This is a genomic window from Nonomuraea montanisoli (genome assembly GCF_013363975.1).
Lineage (GTDB): Bacteria > Actinomycetota > Actinomycetes > Streptosporangiales > Streptosporangiaceae > Nonomuraea > Nonomuraea montanisoli.
The window spans coordinates 49189-65761 of record NZ_JABWGN010000027.1 but is presented as its reverse complement, the minus strand read 5'-3'; the positions used below and the strand labels follow the sequence as shown (position 1 = coordinate 65761).

The 16573-nt window shown below is 73.2% G+C and carries 16 protein-coding genes and 2 riboswitches; of the genes, 4 read left to right on the top strand and 12 right to left on the bottom strand.

Annotated features, from left to right (window positions below; translation table 11 throughout):
* From HTZ77_RS43215 to HTZ77_RS43185, 7 genes are all read right to left on the bottom strand, one after another.
* Window positions 1-137, bottom strand: a 137-nt coding sequence (locus tag HTZ77_RS43215) for a serine dehydratase beta chain (protein ID WP_281387916.1), incomplete at its 3' end; no start/stop codon positions are given.
* Between the two features lie 52 nt (window positions 138-189).
* Entirely contained in the window at window positions 190-579 is a 390-nt protein-coding gene (gcvH, locus tag HTZ77_RS43210) for a glycine cleavage system protein GcvH (RefSeq protein ID WP_175595601.1), read from the bottom strand.
* A complete protein-coding gene (gene gcvT, locus HTZ77_RS43205; RefSeq protein ID WP_175595600.1) occupies window positions 576-1661 on the bottom strand; it encodes a glycine cleavage system aminomethyltransferase GcvT in 1086 nt (361 codons plus the stop codon). Before gcvT ends, gcvH begins: the two co-directional genes overlap by 4 nt.
* A 32-nt stretch (window positions 1662-1693) precedes the next feature.
* Window positions 1694-1789, bottom strand: a riboswitch (glycine riboswitch).
* A riboswitch (glycine riboswitch) is annotated at window positions 1790-1887 on the bottom strand. It abuts the riboswitch before it with no gap.
* Window positions 1888-1961: 74 nt separating this feature from the next.
* Window positions 1962-2651 (bottom strand): gamma-glutamyl-gamma-aminobutyrate hydrolase family protein, encoded by a 690-nt coding sequence (locus HTZ77_RS43200; protein ID WP_175595599.1) that lies wholly within the window; start codon window positions 2649-2651, stop codon window positions 1962-1964.
* Window positions 2652-2664: 13 nt separating this feature from the next.
* The gene (locus tag HTZ77_RS43195; RefSeq protein WP_175595598.1) at window positions 2665-3429 is read right to left on the bottom strand and encodes a 3-oxoacyl-ACP reductase; all 765 of its coding nucleotides are present in this window, start codon (window positions 3427-3429) and stop codon (window positions 2665-2667) included.
* A gap of 5 nt (window positions 3430-3434) precedes the next feature.
* On the bottom strand, window positions 3435-4778 hold the full coding sequence (locus tag HTZ77_RS43190; RefSeq protein ID WP_175595597.1) for an aldehyde dehydrogenase family protein: 1344 nt from the start codon (window positions 4776-4778) through the stop codon (window positions 3435-3437).
* Between the two features lie 21 nt (window positions 4779-4799).
* Window positions 4800-6170 carry a glutamine synthetase family protein gene (locus HTZ77_RS43185; RefSeq protein ID WP_175595609.1) on the bottom strand — a complete coding sequence of 457 codons (1371 nt, stop codon included), beginning with the start codon at window positions 6168-6170 and terminating at the stop codon, window positions 4800-4802.
* Window positions 6171-6340: 170 nt separating this feature from the next.
* On the opposite strand from HTZ77_RS43185, the gene HTZ77_RS43180 reads away from it, so the two are divergent.
* From HTZ77_RS43180 to HTZ77_RS43170, 3 genes are read left to right on the top strand one after another with little or no spacing between them, the layout of a single operon-like run.
* A complete protein-coding gene (locus tag HTZ77_RS43180) occupies window positions 6341-7045 on the top strand; it encodes a FadR/GntR family transcriptional regulator (protein ID WP_235996051.1) in 705 nt (234 codons plus the stop codon).
* A gap of 55 nt (window positions 7046-7100) precedes the next feature.
* The gene (locus HTZ77_RS43175) at window positions 7101-7856 is read left to right on the top strand and encodes a hypothetical protein (RefSeq protein ID WP_175595596.1); all 756 of its coding nucleotides are present in this window, start codon (window positions 7101-7103) and stop codon (window positions 7854-7856) included.
* Window positions 7857-7885: 29 nt separating this feature from the next.
* A complete protein-coding gene (locus tag HTZ77_RS43170) occupies window positions 7886-8305 on the top strand; it encodes a hypothetical protein (protein ID WP_175595595.1) in 420 nt (139 codons plus the stop codon).
* Between the two features lie 100 nt (window positions 8306-8405).
* On the opposite strand, the gene HTZ77_RS43165 is transcribed toward HTZ77_RS43170, so the two are convergent.
* The 5 genes from HTZ77_RS43165 to HTZ77_RS43145 form a co-directional block, all read right to left on the bottom strand.
* The gene (locus HTZ77_RS43165) at window positions 8406-9176 is read right to left on the bottom strand and encodes an SGNH/GDSL hydrolase family protein (protein WP_175595594.1); all 771 of its coding nucleotides are present in this window, start codon (window positions 9174-9176) and stop codon (window positions 8406-8408) included.
* A gap of 10 nt (window positions 9177-9186) precedes the next feature.
* Window positions 9187-9813 carry a PadR family transcriptional regulator gene (locus HTZ77_RS43160; protein ID WP_175595593.1) on the bottom strand — a complete coding sequence of 209 codons (627 nt, stop codon included), beginning with the start codon at window positions 9811-9813 and terminating at the stop codon, window positions 9187-9189.
* Window positions 9814-9894: 81 nt separating this feature from the next.
* Window positions 9895-11625, bottom strand: a complete 1731-nt coding sequence (locus HTZ77_RS43155; RefSeq protein ID WP_175595592.1) for a nickel/cobalt transporter — start codon at window positions 11623-11625, stop codon at window positions 9895-9897.
* Window positions 11622-12848 carry a tetratricopeptide repeat protein gene (locus HTZ77_RS43150; RefSeq protein WP_175595591.1) on the bottom strand — a complete coding sequence of 409 codons (1227 nt, stop codon included), beginning with the start codon at window positions 12846-12848 and terminating at the stop codon, window positions 11622-11624. The genes HTZ77_RS43155 and HTZ77_RS43150 overlap by 4 nt, the downstream gene beginning before the upstream one ends.
* Window positions 12849-13133: 285 nt before the next feature.
* Window positions 13134-14510, bottom strand: a complete 1377-nt coding sequence (locus HTZ77_RS43145) for a DUF4331 domain-containing protein (RefSeq protein ID WP_175595590.1) — start codon at window positions 14508-14510, stop codon at window positions 13134-13136.
* Window positions 14511-14787: 277 nt separating this feature from the next.
* Here HTZ77_RS43145 and HTZ77_RS43140 point away from each other — a divergent pair, with 277 nt between their 5' ends.
* A complete protein-coding gene (locus HTZ77_RS43140; protein ID WP_328809105.1) occupies window positions 14788-16554 on the top strand; it encodes an ABC transporter ATP-binding protein in 1767 nt (588 codons plus the stop codon).
* Window positions 16555-16573: the final 19 nt, after the last annotated feature.

Here is a 16573-nt window from a genome sequence, read left to right as displayed (position 1 = left end):
ACGCGGGCGACCTGGTCGAGCAGGCCGTCCTGGTCGAGGCCGCGCGCGAACTTGTGCGCGGCGGCCATCGGGCCGCCGGTGTGCGAGCTCGACGGGCCGATGCCGACCTTGAACAGGTCGAAGACGCTGATCGCCATTGATGGGCGCCCTTCAGCAGGGCCGGGGCCCGGCGGGGCCCCGGCGGGTGGGTCAGGACTCGCCCGAGGTGAGGGCTGTGTACTCCTCGGCCGAGAGCAGGTCCTCGGGGTCGCCCTCGACGCGCACGCGGAACATCCAGCCCTCGCCGTACGGGTCGTTGTTGACCAGGGAGGGGTCGTCCACCACAGCCTGGTTGACCTCGACGACCTCCCCGCCGACGGGGGAGTAGATCTCGCTCACGGACTTGGTGGACTCGACCTCGCCGACCGAGTCACCGGCCGCGACGGTCGCGCCCGCGTCGGGAAGCTGGACGAACACCACGTCGCCAAGGGCCTCGGCGGCGTACGCCGTGATCCCGATCGTCACCGTGATGGCCTCGTCAAGGCCGGCGATCCACTCGTGTTCCTTGGTGTAGCTCAGCTCGTCAGGGATGTCGCTCACTTGTTCCTCCTGTAGAAAGGCAGTTCCACGAGGTCCATCGCCTCATGGCTGCCCCGGATGTCCACGGCCAGACCTTCGCCGGCCCCGGTGTCGACATAGGCCATCGCGATGGGCTTGCCCAGAGTCTGGGAAGGAGCACCGCTGGTGACCTCGCCGACGACGGCACCGTCCTTGGTGACCGGGTACCCGTGGCGGGGCACCCGGCGGCCCCGGGCGACGAGACCGACGAGCCGGCGCCGCGGCGGCGTGTCCTTGACCGCCTCCAGCGCCGACCTGCCGACGAAGTCGCCCGGCTTGTCGAATTTCACCACCCTGCCCAGCCCGGCGTCGAACGGGGTCAGGTCGGGGCCCAGCTCGTTGCCGTACAGCGGCATGCCCGCCTCCAGGCGGAGCGTGTCACGGCTGGACAGACCGGCCGGCCGCAGCCCGTACGGCTCGCCGGCCCGCGTGAGGGCGTGCCAGAGCGGCACGGCGTCCTCGTTGGCCACGAACAGCTCGAACCCGTCCTCGCCGGTGTAGCCGGTGCGCGCGATCAGCGCCTGCCGCCCGTCGACCACGCCGGGCAGCCCCGCGTAGTACTTCAGGCCGGCCAGGTCGGCGTCGGTGAGGGTGGCGAGGATCTCCTGGGCGCGCGGCCCCTGCACGGCGATCAGCGCGTACCGGTCGGAGCGGTCCTCGACGGCCGCGTCGTACGGCTTGGCGCGATCGGCCAGCTCGGCGGCCACCTTCTCGTAGTTGGAGGCGTTGGCCACGACCATGAACTCCTCGTCGCCCAGCCGGTAGACGATGAGGTCGTCGAGCACTCCGCCGCGCTCGTTGACGATCATGGTGTAGCGGGCCCGGCCCGGGACGAGCGCCGACAGGTGGCCGACCAGCGCGTAGTCGAGCGCCTGCCCGGCCTGCGGTCCGGTGACGAAGATCTCGCCCATGTGCGAGAGGTCGAACAGCCCGGCCGCGGTCCGCACGGCGTTGTGCTCGGCGGACTCGCTGCCGTAGCGCAGCGGCATGAGCCATCCGGCGAAGTCGGTGAGTGTCGCGCCGAGACTCTCGTGGACGTCTCGCAACGGTGTAGGTCGGGACATTTCGCACCTCAGGGCAGGGTCGGATGCCAGGATCCTCCCCCTCTGTCATGGATGCCTGAGAGCTTCGCCCGGGCTTTGCCGGACTTTCACCTTCGGCGAGGCCCGCGGGCCTGCTTTCCAGAGGTCACCTCGTCCGAGCGGTCCTTTGCCTTGAGAGGTTCGCGGGGAGGGCTTGCTCCTTCAGGGGCCCTGGATGGCTGTCAGGGCGCTCTCCCGCACGGGTTCGACGGTGATGCCCGCCAGCCTAGTGCCGGGACGGGGCTGTTGTCGCGTGCGGGCGCCGCGCCGTGCCCCCGCGCGTCAGCAGGCGGCGACCAGCGCCTCGAACAGGGCGCAGTCGGCCTCCGCCTCCGGATGCCACTGCACGGCCACGGCGAACGGGTGGTCGTCCAGCTCCACGGCCTCCACCGTGCCGTCGGCGGCCGTGGCCGTCACGCTCAGCCCCAGCCCGAGCCGGTCGACGGCCTGGTGGTGGTAGTGCGGCACCTCCACCGGGTCGGTGCCGAGCGCCTTGGCCAGCCGGGAGCCCGGCACGGGCCGTACGGGAAGATGGCCGAACACGCCCGGCCCGGGGGAGTGCTCCGTGTGGCCCACCACGTCCGGCAGGTGCTGGTGGAGGCTGCCGTCGAGCGCCACGTTGAGCACCTGGAGCCCGCGGCAGACGCCCAGGTAGGGCAGCTCCCGCTCCAACGCCGCCGCCAGCAGGGCGAACTCCGCGTCGTCGCGGAAGCCCCGGACGTAGCTGACCCGCTCGTGCGGCTCCTGCTGGTAGTGGGCGGGGTCGATGTCGCCCCCGCCGGCCAGGATCAGGCCGTCCAGCCGGGCCGCCACCGGGCCGGGCTCGCCGGCCGGCGGCAGCAGCACCGGCTGCCCGCCGGCCCGTACGACCTGCTCCACGTACATGAACGGCAGGAGCGCGGCGTCCAGCTCCCAGACGGTGTAGCGGGCCGGCTCCACGTACGTCGTGATGCCGATGAGCGGACGGGACACGATCAGCGCCTCCCTACAGCGGCGTCACGTACGCGCCGGAGATGCCCCCGTCGACGAGGAACTCCGACGCCGTGATGAACGACGAGTCGTCGCTGGCCAGGAACGCCACCGCGGCGGCGATCTCCGACGCCTCGGCGAAGCGGCCGACCGGCACGTGCACGAGCCGGCGCTGGGCGCGCTCCGGGTCCTTGGCGAACAGCTCCTGCAGCAGCGGCGTGTTGACCGGCCCCGGGCACAGGGCGTTGACCCGGACGCCCTCGCGGGCGAACTGCACGCCGAGCTCGCGCGACATGGCGAGCACGCCGCCCTTGGAGGCGGTGTAGGAGATCTGCGAGGTCGCCGAGCCCATGACCGCCACGAACGACGCCGTGTTGATGATCGAGCCCTTGCCCTGCCGCCGCATGTACGGGATGGCGTGCTTGCAGCACAGGTAGACGCTGGTCAGGTTGACCTCCTGGACGCGCCGCCAGGCGTCGAGCCCGGTCTCCAGGATCGAGTCGTCGTCGGGCGGCGAGATGCCGGCGTTGTTGAACGCGACGTCCACGCTGCCGTAGGTGGCGAACGCGGTCTGGTACATGCGCTCGACGTCGGCCTCGCTGGTCACGTCCGCCCGGACGAACAGCCCGCCGACCTCGGAGGCGGCCTTGGTGCCCGCCTCCTCGTCGACGTCCACGCACACGACCCTGGCGCCCTCCTCGGCGAACCGGCGGGCCGTGGCCAGCCCGATGCCGCTGCCCGCGCCGGTGATGACGGCGACGCGGTCCTGCAAACGCTGCATAACACTCACTCCGATGAGATGAAGACGTTCTTGGTTTCCGTGAAGGCCGACAGGGCGTCGGGGCCGAGCTCGCGGCCGAGGCCGGACTCCTTGAAGCCGCCGAACGGCGTCCAGTAGCGCACCGACGAGTTCGAGTTGACCGACAGGGCGCCGGCCTCGACCGCGCGGGCCACGCGCAGCGCCCGCCCGACGTCACGCGTCCAGATGGAGCCGCTCAGGCCGTAACGGGTGTCGTTGGCGATCCGGACGGCCTCCGCCTCGTCGGCGAACGGCACGACCGACACGACCGGCCCGAAGATCTCCTCGGTGAAGGCGCGGTCGGTGACCTTCGAGGTCAGGACCGTCGCCGGGAACCAGTAGCCCTTGCCCTGCGGGCACGTGCCCTGCAGGTGGGGCTGGTCCTCGACGAAGCCGCGCACCCGTTCCAGGTGCTCGGCGCTGACCAGCGGCCCCATCTCGGTGCTCTCGTCGAGCGGGTCGCCCACCTTGACGCCGAGCACGGCCGGCGCGAGGCGGTCGAGGAACTCGTCGTACACCTCGGCCTGGACGAGCAGCCGCGAACGGGCGCAGCAGTCCTGGCCGGAGTTGTCGAAGACCGCGTAGGGAGCGCTGCGGGCCGCCTTGTCCAGGTCGGCGTCCGCGAAGACGATGTTGGCCGACTTGCCGCCGAGCTCCAGCGTGATGCGCTTGACGTGCGCCGCGGCCTTGGCCGCGATCTCCTTGCCGACCTCGGTCGAGCCAGTGAACACGATCTTGGCGACGTCCGGGTGCTCGACCAGCCGGGCCCCCGCCACCTCCCCTGCTCCAGGCAGGACCTGGAGCACCCCCTCGGGGAGGCCCGCGGCCAGGGCCAGCTCGGCCAGCCTCAGCGCGGTCAGCGGCGTCCACTCGGCGGGCTTGACGATCACCGTGTTGCCCGCCGCGAGCGCCGGGGCGACGCCCCAGCTCGTGATCAGCATCGGGAAGTTCCACGGCACGATGACGCCCACGACGCCCAGGGGTTCCTGGAACGTGACGTCCACGCCCCCGGGCACCGGGATCTGCTTGCCGTGGTTGCGCTCGGGCGCCCCCGCGTAGAAGTGCAGGACGTCGCGGACCGCGCCCGCCTCCCAGCGGGAGTTGCCGATCGGGTGGCCGGCGTTGGCCGTCTCCAGCCGCGCCAGCTCGTCGCCGTGCGCGTCCACCAGGTCGGCGAAGCGGCGCAGCAGCCGTGCCCGGTCGCCGGGCGCCACCTCGCGCCAGGACGCGTAGGCGCGCCTGGCACGCTCCACGGCGCGATCCACCTCGGCCGCGTCGGCCATCTCGACGTCCGCGACGACCTCTTCGGTCGCCGGATTGATGATCTTCATGCCTTGCCCGTCACAGTCCGTTCACATCCGTTCGAAGCCGCGGTACATTTCCCAGTCCGTCACCGCCGCGTCGAAGGCGGTCAGCTCCACTCTGGCGCAGTTGGCGTAGTGCTCGACGACGTCCTCGCCGAACGCCTCCCGGGCCAGCTTGGAGCCCTCGAACAGGGTCAGCGCGTCGCGCAGCGTGTGCGGCACGGTCTCGGCGCCCGAGGCGTAGGCGTTGCCCCCGAACGGCTCCTCCAGCGGCAGCTCGTTCTCGATGCCGTACAGCCCCGCGGCCACCAGCGCCGACACGGCGAGGTACGGGTTCACGTCGCCGCCCGGCACCCGGTTCTCCACGCGCAGCGACGGCCCGTGGCCCACCAGGCGCAGCGCGCAGGTCCGGTTGTCCACGCCCCACTTGACCGCGGTCGGCGCGAAGCTGCCCGGCACGTACCTCTTGTACGAGTTGATGTTCGGCGCGAACAGCAGCGTGAGCTCCCGCAGGCAGGCGAGCTGCCCGGCGATGAAGCGCGCGCCCAGCTCCGACAGCCCGTGCGTCCCGTCGCCCGCCATGACCGGCTCGCCGTCGCGGCTCCGCACGGAGATGTGGATGTGGCAGGAGTTGCCCTCGCGCTGGTTCGGCTTGGCCATGAAGGTGATCGAGCGGCCCTCCTGGGCGGCGATCTCCTTGGCGCCGTTCTTGTAGATCGCGTGGTTGTCGCAGGTGCGCAGCGCCTCGTCGTAGCGGAAGGCGATCTCGTGCTGGCCGAGGTTGCACTCGCCCTTGGCCGACTCGACGTACAGGCCGGCGCCCTCCATCCCGCGCCGGATCCGGCGCAGTAGGGGCTCCACGCGGGCGGTGCCGAGCAGGGAGTAGTCGACGTTGTAGAGGTTGGCCGGGTTCAGGTCGCGGTAGCCGCGCCGCCAGGCGTCCTCGTAGCTGTCGTCGTAGACCACGAACTCCAGCTCGGTGCCCACGTAGGCGTCCAGGCCGTGCTCGGCCAGCCGGGCGAGCTGGCGGCGCAAAATCTGGCGCGGCGAGGCGGTCACGTCGGCGCCGTCCTCCCACGCCAGGTCGGCCATGAGCATGACCGTGCCCTCCTGCCACGGGACGCGGCGCAGCGTGGACAGGTCGGGGCGCATGACGAAGTCGCCGTAGCCCCGCTCCCAGGACGACATGGCGTAGCCGGAGACCGTGTTCATGTCCACGTCCACGGCCAGCAGGTAGTTGCAGCCCTCGGAGCCGTGGTGCAGGACCTCCTCCAGGAAGTACCGCGCGGACAGCCGCTTGCCCTGCAGGCGGCCCTGCATGTCGGCGATGGCGAGCAGCACGGTGTCGACCCGGCCGGCCGCCACCTCCTCGCGCAGCTCCTCCACCCCGAGAAGGCCCGGCCCGCCTGGCGTGTTCACCTCGCTCACGTGCCCGCTCCCATCCGGATGACGCGCTTTCCCGTTAATTGGGCTAGTGTTAGACCATTGAGGTCCATGGTGGGATGGATTGTCAAGACCCGAGGAGACGGTGCCCGATGATCGGGCCGCTGACACGCCCCGAGGACACGATGGACGACTCTGCGCATTTGATGACGGTGCTCCGCCCGGTGCGGGCGGGCAACGCCTTCGAGGAGACCGTGGAACGGCTCCTCCAGGCGATCAAGCTCGGCGTGGTCGCGCCGGGGGCCAAGCTCCCGCCCGAGCGCGAGCTCGCCGTCCAGCTCGGCATCAGCCGGGTGACCCTGCGCGAGGCCATCAGGGCCCTGCAGGAGGCCGGCTATCTCGACGTACGGCGGGGCCGCTACGGCGGCGCGTTCGTCACCTACGTCCCGCCCCAGCCGGGGACGGGCGACCTGCGCCGCGTCGTGGCCGACATGGGCACCGCCGACCTGACCGACGCCCTGACCTTCCGGATGGCGGTGGAGTGCGGCGCCGCCGCCGTGCTGGCCGCGAGCGAGCTGACCGAGGAGCAGCGGGCGGTGCTGCGCCGCCGCCTGACCGACCTCGACGAGGCCCGCGTCGAGGACTACCGGCGTCTCGACACCGCCTTCCACCTGTCGATCGCCGAGCTCACCGGCTCCCCGCTGCTCGCCGCCACCTGCGCCGACGCCCGCCTACGGGTCAGCGACCTGCTCAACGCCATCCCCATGCTCCAGGTCAACCTGGAACACGCCGCGAGCCAGCACCAGGCGATCGTCGCCGCCATCCTGGCCGGCGACCCCGAGGCGGCCCGCCGCGCCGTCGCCGAGCACCTGGAGGGCACCGCCGCGTTGCTGCGCGCGTTCCTCTCCTGAGATCGTTTTCGCCACATTTGGGTATGGCGGCCCCGTAGCATCGAAGACGAAGGTCATGGGGAACTGGTTCGAGCAGAGCATCATCGCGACGGGACGGCTACCGCTGTTCTGCTTCTTCGTCGCGCTCATCGTCTCCTTCGTCGCCACCCGCATCAACGTCCGGCTGATCCGGGCGAAGCTCGGCTGGTTCCGCGACGTCAACGTCGGGGAGATGCACATCCACCACGTCGTCTTCGGCGTGGTGCTCATGCTCGTGGGCGGCGTCACCGGGCTGATCGTCTCGTCGGCGTCGCAGGTCAGCTATGCCGCCGCGGCCTCGATCTTCGGGATCGGGTCGGCGCTCGTGCTCGACGAGTTCGCGCTCATCCTGCACCTGCACGACGTGTACTGGGAGGAGGAGGGGCGCACCTCGGTCGACGCGGTGTTCGTCGCGGTCGCCGTCACGGGCCTGCTGCTCATGGGCCTGCGCCCGCTGAGCTGGGACTACGGCACGCCGGTCAACCCGGCCGTGCTCATCGTGGGCAACCTCGTGCTGGCCGTCGTCACGCTGCTCAAGGGCAAGATCTGGACCGGGCTCGTGGGCCTGTTCGTGCCCCTGCTGCTCATGGTGGGGGCCGTCCGGCTGGCGCGGCCCGGGTCGCCGTGGGCGCACTGGTTCTTCGCCGGGCGCTCGCCGCGCAAGATGGCCAAGGCCGTCCACCGGGAGGAACGGTGGCGCCGGCCGGTGATCACCGCCAAGATCGCCTTCCAGGAGTTCGTGTCGGGCCGGCACGACCTGCCGTCCACGCGGCGCGGTCGCCGGCTTCCCTGACTCCCGTGGGGGCTGAGAGAGGAGTCGCCATGGAGGACGACGAGGTCGTGGACGGGGACCTGGGCAGGGGCATGGACGGGGACCTGGACGGAGGCCTGGGCGAGGCCGTCCCGGACGAGGAGGTCGGCCTCATGGTGCGCGACCTGCACGAGCGCGGCCTGGCCGGCGACCTCGCGGGCGTCGCGGCGGCGGCCGGGGGCCGCTCGTTCCGGGAGCTGGAGGCGCTGGGCCGGCCGCGCGTCGCCGCGTTCTCGCTGCCGGAGCTGGTGATGCGGCTGGAGTTCGCCGAGCTGATCCCGGACGAGGACTTCGAGGCCGCCGGGGTGTCGCCGGACGAGGTCGCCGGGGTGCGGGGCTTCGCGCTGGCGTGGGTGGAGGACGTCAAGCTGCGCCGGGCCGACGAGGGCGACACCGACGTGGACGACCCGGACGTGCCCGCGATCGACTGACACCGGGTCGTCGCCGGACGTGCCCGCGATCCGCTGACGCCGGGTCGTCGCCGGGCGGCCCCGGGACCGGTCCGGCGAGCTCCGTGGTCGGCCCGGCCCCTCACTCTGCGGCGACGGGCAGGAGCGTGGGGCGCTTGGCAGTGCGGCCGTCGCCGGAGGAGTGGCCGCGCAGGCGGCGGCGGACCCACGGCGCGGCGAACCCCGCGAGCCAGCGCAGCTCCGTCCGCGCCGCCCGCCACGGGGCGGGCCGGGGGAGGGCGGGCAGGGGAAGCGTCCAGGAGTCGTCGCTGCCGGGCAGCGCCAGCGTGTGCGCCATGGCCGCGGCGATGCGGGCGTGGCCGAGCGGGCCGGCGTGCAGCCGGTCGAGGCTCCACAGCCGCGCGTCGGTGACGGCCGCGTGCGGGAACGTGTCCGCGACCAGGACGCCGTGCCGCTCGGCGGCGGCGAGGACGCGGGCGTTGAGGTCGACCACCCGGGGCAGCAGCGGGCGGGCCATCGGGACGATGCGGCCGATGTCCGGGAAGGTGACGGTGAGGACCGTCGCGCCCGCGCCGGTCAGCGCCGCGAACATGTCCTCCAGGGCGCCCGCCACCGCGGCGGCGTCGAAGCGGGGACGGATCAGGTCGTTCATGCCCGCCATGACGGTCGCGAGGTCGGGCCGCAGCGCCAGGGCGGGGGCGAGCTGCTCGTCGCGCACCTGGGCGGCCAGCCGGCCGCGCACGGCCAGGTTCGCGTAGAGCAGGCCGGGTTCGCGCTCGGCGAGCAGCTCGGCGAACCGGTCGGCCCAGCCGCGCAGGCCGCCGTCGTCGTCGCCGTCGCCCAGGCCCTCGGTCTGGCTGTCGCCGAGGGCGACGTAACGCGTGTGGCTCATCGGGGTCCTCTCACTCGCTGCTCGTCGCGGACCGGTCGGTGGCGGACGGTGTGGGGGCTGCGGGGCGGTCAGTGGCGGACGGTGTGGCGGCGCGTTCGGTCAGGACGCGGGCCGTGGTCAGGCACCAGTCGCGCATCTCCCGCTCCAGCCGGCACCCGCCCAGGCACGACAGGTACGGGCCGACGCGCTCGCCCCGGCGCAGGAACTCCTCCTCGACCAGGTCGCCCCGCAGGTGACGCAGCGTCCGCTCGAACAGCTCCAGCTTGGCCGCGGCCTCCTCGGCCCGTTCGAGGAGCTGCGCGATCACCGGGGCCGGGTCGAGCCGGTCCACGGCGTGGACCTTGACCGTCAGGTCGTAGCGGATCAGCAGCGGCTTGCCGGGCGCGGCGGCGAACGCGGCCAGCTCGGCGATCCCGGCCTCGGTGACCGTGAAGACCCGCTTGTTCGGCCGGCCGCTCTGCACGACCTCCCGGCCGCTGACCAGCCCGTCGGCCTCCAGCCGGGCCAGCTCGGCGTAGAGCTGCTGGGGGGCGGCGTACCAGAAGTTGGCCACGCCCACGTCGAAGATCTTGGCGAGCTGGTAGCCGCTGTGCTCGCCGTCGAGCAGCGCCGCCAGCACCGCGTGCCTCAGGGCCACCGTTCAGCCCTCATAGTCATGCCGATGACTACTCATGGACATGACTATAGGGAGACCTCCGCCGGCTCGCCAGCCCCGGGTTCAGAGGGCGGTGACCGAGCGCAGCGCCAGGCCGGCGCCCAGCAGCACGACCATGACCGCCGTCCCGGCCGGGGCCAGGCCCGACAGGCGGGCGGCCAGCCGCCGACCGGCCGAGGCCCGCCGCTCCAGGCGGCCGACGAGCTTGACGAGCAGCAGTCCGGTGGCGGTGAGCGTGGCCGCCATGCCGAGCCCGTACGCCGTGACCAGCGCGACGCCGAACCAGGCGCGGCCCAGGCCGATCGCTCCGAGCAGCACGATCAGCGCCGATGGGCTCGGCACGAGGCCGCCCGCGATCCCCATCCCGAGCAACCCGCCCCGCCCGAACCCGTCACCCGCATGTCCGTGCCCGTGCCCGTGCCCGTGCCCATGTCCGTGCCCGTGTTCATGGTCGTGTCCGCGTCCGAGGTCGTGATCGTGGTCGTGGTCGTGGTCGGAGGGGCGGTCGCGGTGGGACGCGAGCAGCAGGCGGCCGCCCATGACGGCGATCAGCACGCCGCTCGCCACCCCGAGCCACGCCAGCACCGACTCGCCCGCCAGGGCCGTGAACGCGCTCAGCAGCAGCCCCACCACCAGTACCCCGGCCGTGTGGGTGGCCGTCACCGTGGCGCCCACCACCAGCGCGTCCCGGGGCCGCCCCCGACGCCCGGCCAGGTACGCCGCCATGATGGTCTTGCCGTGACCGGGGATCAGCGCGTGACCCGCGCCCAGCACCACGGCCAGACCCAGCGCCAGCAGCCCGAGCGGCGCCGTCAGCCGGTCCGCCCCGACGAGCCCCGTGAACGTCCTGTCCAGCGCCGCCAGCGCGTCCCCGACCGGCCCGCCGATCGCGATCCCGCCCAGCGGTGACGCCCCCTTCGTGCCCGCGCCGGACCCGGCGCCGGCCGCCAGACCGGCGCCGCCTACCGTCACCGTCGCCGTAAGCCGGTCGAGGGGGTCGGACAGCAGGTCCTGAGGGTACGTGCGCAGCTCGTCGCTCACGCTGACCGCGGGGACCGACGACGCGGCCAGCCGCACCCCGTCCCCGACCGCGGTGATCTCCCGCCAGCCGATCCGCTCCTGCTCGAACGCGTCCGCGAACGTCACCTCCGTGCCCCGCCCGCCCGGCGACGCCCCGAAGGCGGCCGGGGCCGTCAGCTCGCAGGTGAGGCGGCTGGTGCGCAGGCCACCCTGCCCCGGCCGGTAGGCGTACTCGGCCCGCTCCACCCGCCAGGGCGCCGCCGCGCCGTCCACGGTCAGCCGTTGCGCGGCGGCCAGTGCGGCGCACCGCCGGTCCGCGTAGGAGGCGTCCACCTCCGGCTGGGCCTGGAGGGTGGGCAGCTCGGCGGCGTCCACCACGGCCAGGTTCCGCACCCGGCCGGGCTGGAGGCGCAGGCCGTTGTAGTGGTTCACGGTGAAGTTCCCCATGGGGTGCGCCAGCGCGGTCGCCGCCAGTGCGGGCCGGGCGAGCAGGAGCGGCCCGAGCAGGAGCGCGCCCATGACGCCGGCCGCCAGCGCGGCCGACACCAGCCGGGCCCCGGCGCGCAAGGCGCTCGGGCGGGCGGGGGCCGCGTTCAGGGAGGAGGCGCTGGGGCGGGCGAGTGCCGTGTTCTGGGGAGAGGTGCCGGAGTGGGCGTTCTCGGGAGAGGTGCCGGGGGCGGCGTTCTGGTAGCAGGCGGTGGTGGCGGGCTGGAGGGACGCGTCGAGGGCGGCAGGGGGCGCGTCGGGGCGGGTGGTCGTGTGAGAGGGCGTCATGAGAACCTCGCCAGGGCGGGCAGGGACGGGTCGAAGCCGGGTCGGGCCGTCAGGTCCGCCGCGTTCGCGCGCCCGCGCCCGAGGGCCTGCTCGATGCGCGCGCGGTGGTGGCGCAGAAGCGGGTTGCGCCAGCGCGTCGAGGTGGCCTTGACCGCGTACGGCAGGGCCGCCTTCGCGTCGCCCGCCCTGAACAGCGCCCAGGCCAGCGCGTCCGCCGCCACCAGGTTGGGGTTGCGGGCGTACTCGGCCCGGGCGTGCCGCACCGCCTGCCGCGGGTCGCCGTGGTCGGCCTCGAACTCGGCCCACGTCAGGTCGTCGCGCACCCCGGCCGACTCCAGCAGCCCGCGCTGGGCCCGCAGCAGCGTCCAGTCGGCGGGGCGGCCCGCCTTGGCGGCGGTCTCGCCCTGCTCGATGAGGTACTGCGGCAGCGGGAGCCGCCGCACCACCCCCTCGTACAGGGTGAGCGCCTCGGTCAGCCGCCCGCCGAGCGCCGTGACCCGCGCCTGCCCGGCCAGTGCCGGCGTGTACGCGGGGTCGGCCGCGAGCGCCCGGCCGTACTGGTCGCCCGCCTCCCGCAGGTCGCCGGAGTGCAGGGCCAGCTCGCCGAGGTAGTAGCGGACGTAGGCGACGTCGGCCGGGGTGTAGGCGTCGTCCAGGGCGTACTGGAGGAACGCGCGCGCGTCCTTCTGGTCGCCGCGCAGCTCGGCCGCGTACGAGGCCCGGGCGAAGGAGGCGACGCCGGGTCGCAGGCCCATCATCCGGTCCACGGCCCGGCGGGCGCCGGACAGGTCGCCGAGCTGGGTGCGGGCGTCGGCCAGCACCCCGTAGGCCGCCGCGCCGTACGGGTTGACGGCGGTGGCGCGCTCGGCGAGCCGTACCGCGTCGGAGAACTCGTGGCGGCCGGCGGCCAGCGCGGCCCGCCCGGTGAGCACCGCGTCGTCCTCGGGGGCCAGCCTGGCCGCGGTGGCGAGGGCGCCCTCGGCCTTGACGTAGTACGACGGGTCGCCGGTGACCCTGGCCTGGTCGACGTACTGGAGGCCGAGGCCGGCCCAGCCGCGGTGGTCGCCGGGCAGGCGCTTGAGCCGGGCCTGCAGCGTCTCGGTGAACGGCGCCGCCTGCCGCGGTGGCGCGGCCGGCCGCGCGGGCGGGGCGGACACCGCGACGGCGGTGAAGACCAGCGCGCCGGCCAGGACCACGCCGCCGGCGAGGACGAGCGATCGCATCGGGTGCTCCGGATGGGTCGTGGGCCTGAGCCCGGGGACATGGGCGTGCGTCCGGGAGGTGGGGGCGGAGTCCGGGAAGTGGAGGGGTGGAGGTCGGGAGGTGGAGGGGCGGAGGCCGGGAGGCCGGCCGGTCGCGACGGGGGACGCGACCGGCCGGTGGGCGGCGGACCCCGGGGTGGGCGGGTCCGCCGGGGCGGGCGCCCGGCCAGGAGAGGGAGCCGGGCGGCCGTCACGAGGGGTGGCCGGCGGGGAGCCGGGCGACCGTCGCCAGGGGTGGCCGGGCGGTCAGCGCTGGTTGACGGCGACGCCGCTCGGCAGCGGGATGTACGGGAACGAGCGCAGGATCGGCTTGTCGTTGTGGTCCACCTTGTCGGTCAGCGCCGCGACGAGCTTGCCGGAGGTGGCGGCCCCGGCCAGGGCCTGCAGCTCGATGTCGACGACGTCGTCGCCGAGCCGCCGCCCGTTCGGGAACCCCTGCAGGTCGCCCGCGAGCACGCCGAGCCGGTTCGGGTCCTTGGCCGGCGGGACCGTCATGTTGAGCCGCAGCATCTCGGCCGGCCGCAGCTTGCCGGCGTCCTTGTTGAGGGTCTGGGAGTTCAGGTCGGCGGCGATGGGCCCGTTGCCCTTGGCGACGCCGGTCAGGAAGATCTCCACCAGGTCGGCGCGGGGCGTGGCGGGCGCCTTGATGCCGTAGACGGCCTCCAGCAGCTTCGGCAGCTCGGGGTCGGTGACCCGCTTGACCAGGGCCGCCACGTCGGCGTCCTTGGCCGGGGGCAGCGCGTTGAAGGCGTCCTTCAGGCCCGCGGGCGACACGACCTCGTTGACCAGCGGGTTGCCGAGCCGCGAGACCTGGGTGTAGCCGCGGGGGCTCCACTTGTCGGTGGTCGACCAGACGCCGATCACCGGGTTGCGCCGGACGTCGCCCCTGAGCGCCAGGTCCGCGGCGGGCACCTGCACGGCCAGCGAGTTGACGTTGTAGCCCTTGGTGGTGTCCTGGCCCACCTCGGACAGGTTGCCGCCGTACAGCAGGTCGAAGACCCGCAGGTCGAGGAAGAACGCCTCGTCGGCCTGGCCGGCGAACGCCTTGCCGCCGCCGGACAGGCCGTGGACCGCCTGCTCGCGGAGCGTGGCGTAGTCGGGCATGGAGGCCGGGCCGACGTCGCTGGGGGCGACGACGCCGTTGGAGACGAGGGTCCGGACGCCGTGGCGGGTGATCCGCTTGAGGGTGTAGCGCTGGCGGAAGAGCAGGTTCTCGTCGTCGAGCGAGGTGACGGGGCCGTTGTTGTACAGGAACGTGCTGGTGCCGCGGCGGTCCTCGTCGCGGAACGTCCACTGGTAGGTGATGTCCGGCCGGGCGTCGCCGTCGTTGTCGATCTTGATGTTGTAGCGCGACCTGGTGTCGAACGGGTAGAAGTTCGGCCCGCCGTTGGGCTCCTGGAACGGGATCCAGTTGGCCAGGAGCGTCACCGTGTCGGCCCGGTCGGGGCTGACGAACGCGTACACGTCGGTGTTGTCGTTGCGCGGGTCGCCCGCGATCATCGGGGCCTCGCGATGCGAGGAGGCGGTTCCCGCGTCCGTCCGGAGCAGCGCGAACGAGGAGGCGGTCAGCGCCGCCGCGACGCCCAGCCCGATCAGTGCGCGCCGGTTGATCCGGAGCTCCATGTTCGGTCCTTCTTTCTGAGGGCTGATCTGTTCGAGAGGTTCCGGCCGGGTTCCTCGATGGGTGATACGTCGGCGGAGCGCGTTCGGATGTGGCCGAGCGCAAGGTCTCTGTGTGGAGATCGCCAAGCCCTCCTCCTCAGGGAGGACTCCGAAGGAGGAGACGTCAACCAAAGTTGACATACTTTGGTCGTCAATTTAGGTTGACGGGTGTCGAAGGTGCGCGCCCGTTCGTTGGGCGTTTCAGGATTTATCGAGATGTGTCGTGAAAGGAGGCGTGGTGATCAAGGAGCTGCTCTCCTACGTTCGCCCGCACCGGGGGATCCTCGTCGTCGGGGGGTTACTGGGCCTGGTCGGCTCGGCGGCGGGGCTCGCCATGCCGCTGCTGGCCAAGTACGTCGTGGACGCCTTCGGGCAGGGCGGGTCGATCGCCGGCCCGCTCACCGGGCTCACCGTGGCGGTCCTGGTCGGCGCCGTGGTCTCGGCCGGGGGCAACTACCTCATGGAGCGCACCGGCGAGGGCATCGTGCTCAGCGCCCGTCGCCGCCTCGTGGACCGGCTGCTCCGGCTCAAGGTGGCCGACGTGGACCGGCTCAAGCCGGGCGACCTGCTGTCCCGGGTGACCGGCGACACGACCCTGCTGCGGGCCGTGCTGACCAACGGCATCGTCAACTCCATCGGCGCGGTGTTCATGCTCGTCGGCGCCGTGGTCATGATGGCCGCCATGGACGGCGTGCTGCTGCTCGTCACGCTGCTCGTGGTCGTCGTGATCGGCGGCATGACCGGGCTGATCATGCCGCGGATCCAGCGGGCGCAGAAGGAGGCCCAGACCGCGGTGGGCGACATGGGCGCCGTCCTCGACCGGGCGCTCCAGGCGTACCGGACGGTCAAGGCGAGCGGGGCGGAGGAGCGGGAGATCGCGGTCGTCGGCGACGCCGCCGAGCGGGCCCGCGACCGGGGGCTCCAGGTCGCCGGGTGGACCTCGCTGGCCGGTGTGGCCACGTGGATGGCCGTGCAGCTCGCCTTCCTCAGCGTGCTCGCGGTGGGCGGGTCGCGGGTCGCGTCCGGGGCGCTGGCGATCTCGTCGCTGATCGCGTTCCTGCTGTATTTGTTCTACCTGGTCGCGCCCATCGGGCAGCTCGTCGAGGGGGCCGTCCAGCTCCAGCAGGGCCTGGCCGCGATGAAGCGCATCAAGGAGATCGAGGACCTGCCGGCCGAGCCGGCCGAGCCGGTCGCCGCCCCCGCTCCCGCCGAGCCCGCCACGGGGCACGCCGCATCAGCCGCCCCGGTCCGGGCCCCGGAGCGGGCGGAGCCGGTCGGGGTGCGGTTCGAGGACGTGGTGTTCCGTTACGGCGAGGACCGGCCGGCCGTGCACGACGGGGTGACCTTCGAGGTGCCCGCGGGCGGGCTGACCGCGCTCGTCGGGCCGTCCGGTGCCGGGAAGTCCACGGTGTTCGCCCTGCTCGAACGCTTCTACGACCACCAGTCCGGGACCATCCTGGTCGACGGGCGCGACATCCGCGCGTGGCCGCTCGCCGAGCTGCGCGCCGCCTTCGGGTACGTCGAGCAGGACGCGCCCGTGCTCGCCGGGACCCTGCGCGAGAACCTCCTGTTCGCCGCCCCCGGCGCCCCCGAGGACGAGCTGTGGAGCGCGATCGCCCGCACCCGCCTCGACGACCTCGTCGCCCGGCTGCCCGAGGGACTGGAGACGCCGGTCGGCCACCGCGGCGTGCTGCTGTCCGGCGGCGAGCGGCAGCGGGTCGCCATCGCCCGGGCCTTGCTGCGCAAGCCCCGGCTGCTCCTGCTCGACGAGGCCACCTCGCAGCTCGACGCGGTCAACGAGCTGCGGCTGCGCGAGGTCATCGCCGAGGTCGCCACCGAGACCACCGTGCTCGTCATCGCGCACCGGCTGTCCACCGTGACCAACGCGGGCCGCATCGTCGTCATGGAGGGCGGCGGCGTACGGGCGTCCGGCACCCACGAGGAGCTGGTCGGCCACGACGACCTCTACCGTGAGCTGGCCGCCACCCAGTTCCTGGTGAGCTGAGGCATTGTTACTCTTCCAG

Coding starts and splice junctions, on each gene's coding strand:
- gcvT (WP_175595600.1), bottom strand. CDS start 1,661: ATGTCCCGACCTACACCGTTGCGAGACGTCCACGAGAGTCTCGGCGCG.
- HTZ77_RS43195 (WP_175595598.1), bottom strand. CDS start 3,429: ATGCAGCGTTTGCAGGACCGCGTCGCCGTCATCACCGGCGCGGGCAGC.
- HTZ77_RS43190 (WP_175595597.1), bottom strand. CDS start 4,778: ATGAAGATCATCAATCCGGCGACCGAAGAGGTCGTCGCGGACGTCGAG.
- HTZ77_RS43180 (WP_235996051.1), top strand. CDS start 6,341: ATGACGGTGCTCCGCCCGGTGCGGGCGGGCAACGCCTTCGAGGAGACC.
- HTZ77_RS43175 (WP_175595596.1), top strand. CDS start 7,101: ATGGGGAACTGGTTCGAGCAGAGCATCATCGCGACGGGACGGCTACCG.
- HTZ77_RS43170 (WP_175595595.1), top strand. CDS start 7,886: ATGGAGGACGACGAGGTCGTGGACGGGGACCTGGGCAGGGGCATGGAC.
- HTZ77_RS43165 (WP_175595594.1), bottom strand. CDS start 9,176: ATGAGCCACACGCGTTACGTCGCCCTCGGCGACAGCCAGACCGAGGGC.
- HTZ77_RS43155 (WP_175595592.1), bottom strand. CDS start 11,625: ATGACGCCCTCTCACACGACCACCCGCCCCGACGCGCCCCCTGCCGCC.
- HTZ77_RS43150 (WP_175595591.1), bottom strand. CDS start 12,848: ATGCGATCGCTCGTCCTCGCCGGCGGCGTGGTCCTGGCCGGCGCGCTG.
- HTZ77_RS43145 (WP_175595590.1), bottom strand. CDS start 14,510: ATGGAGCTCCGGATCAACCGGCGCGCACTGATCGGGCTGGGCGTCGCG.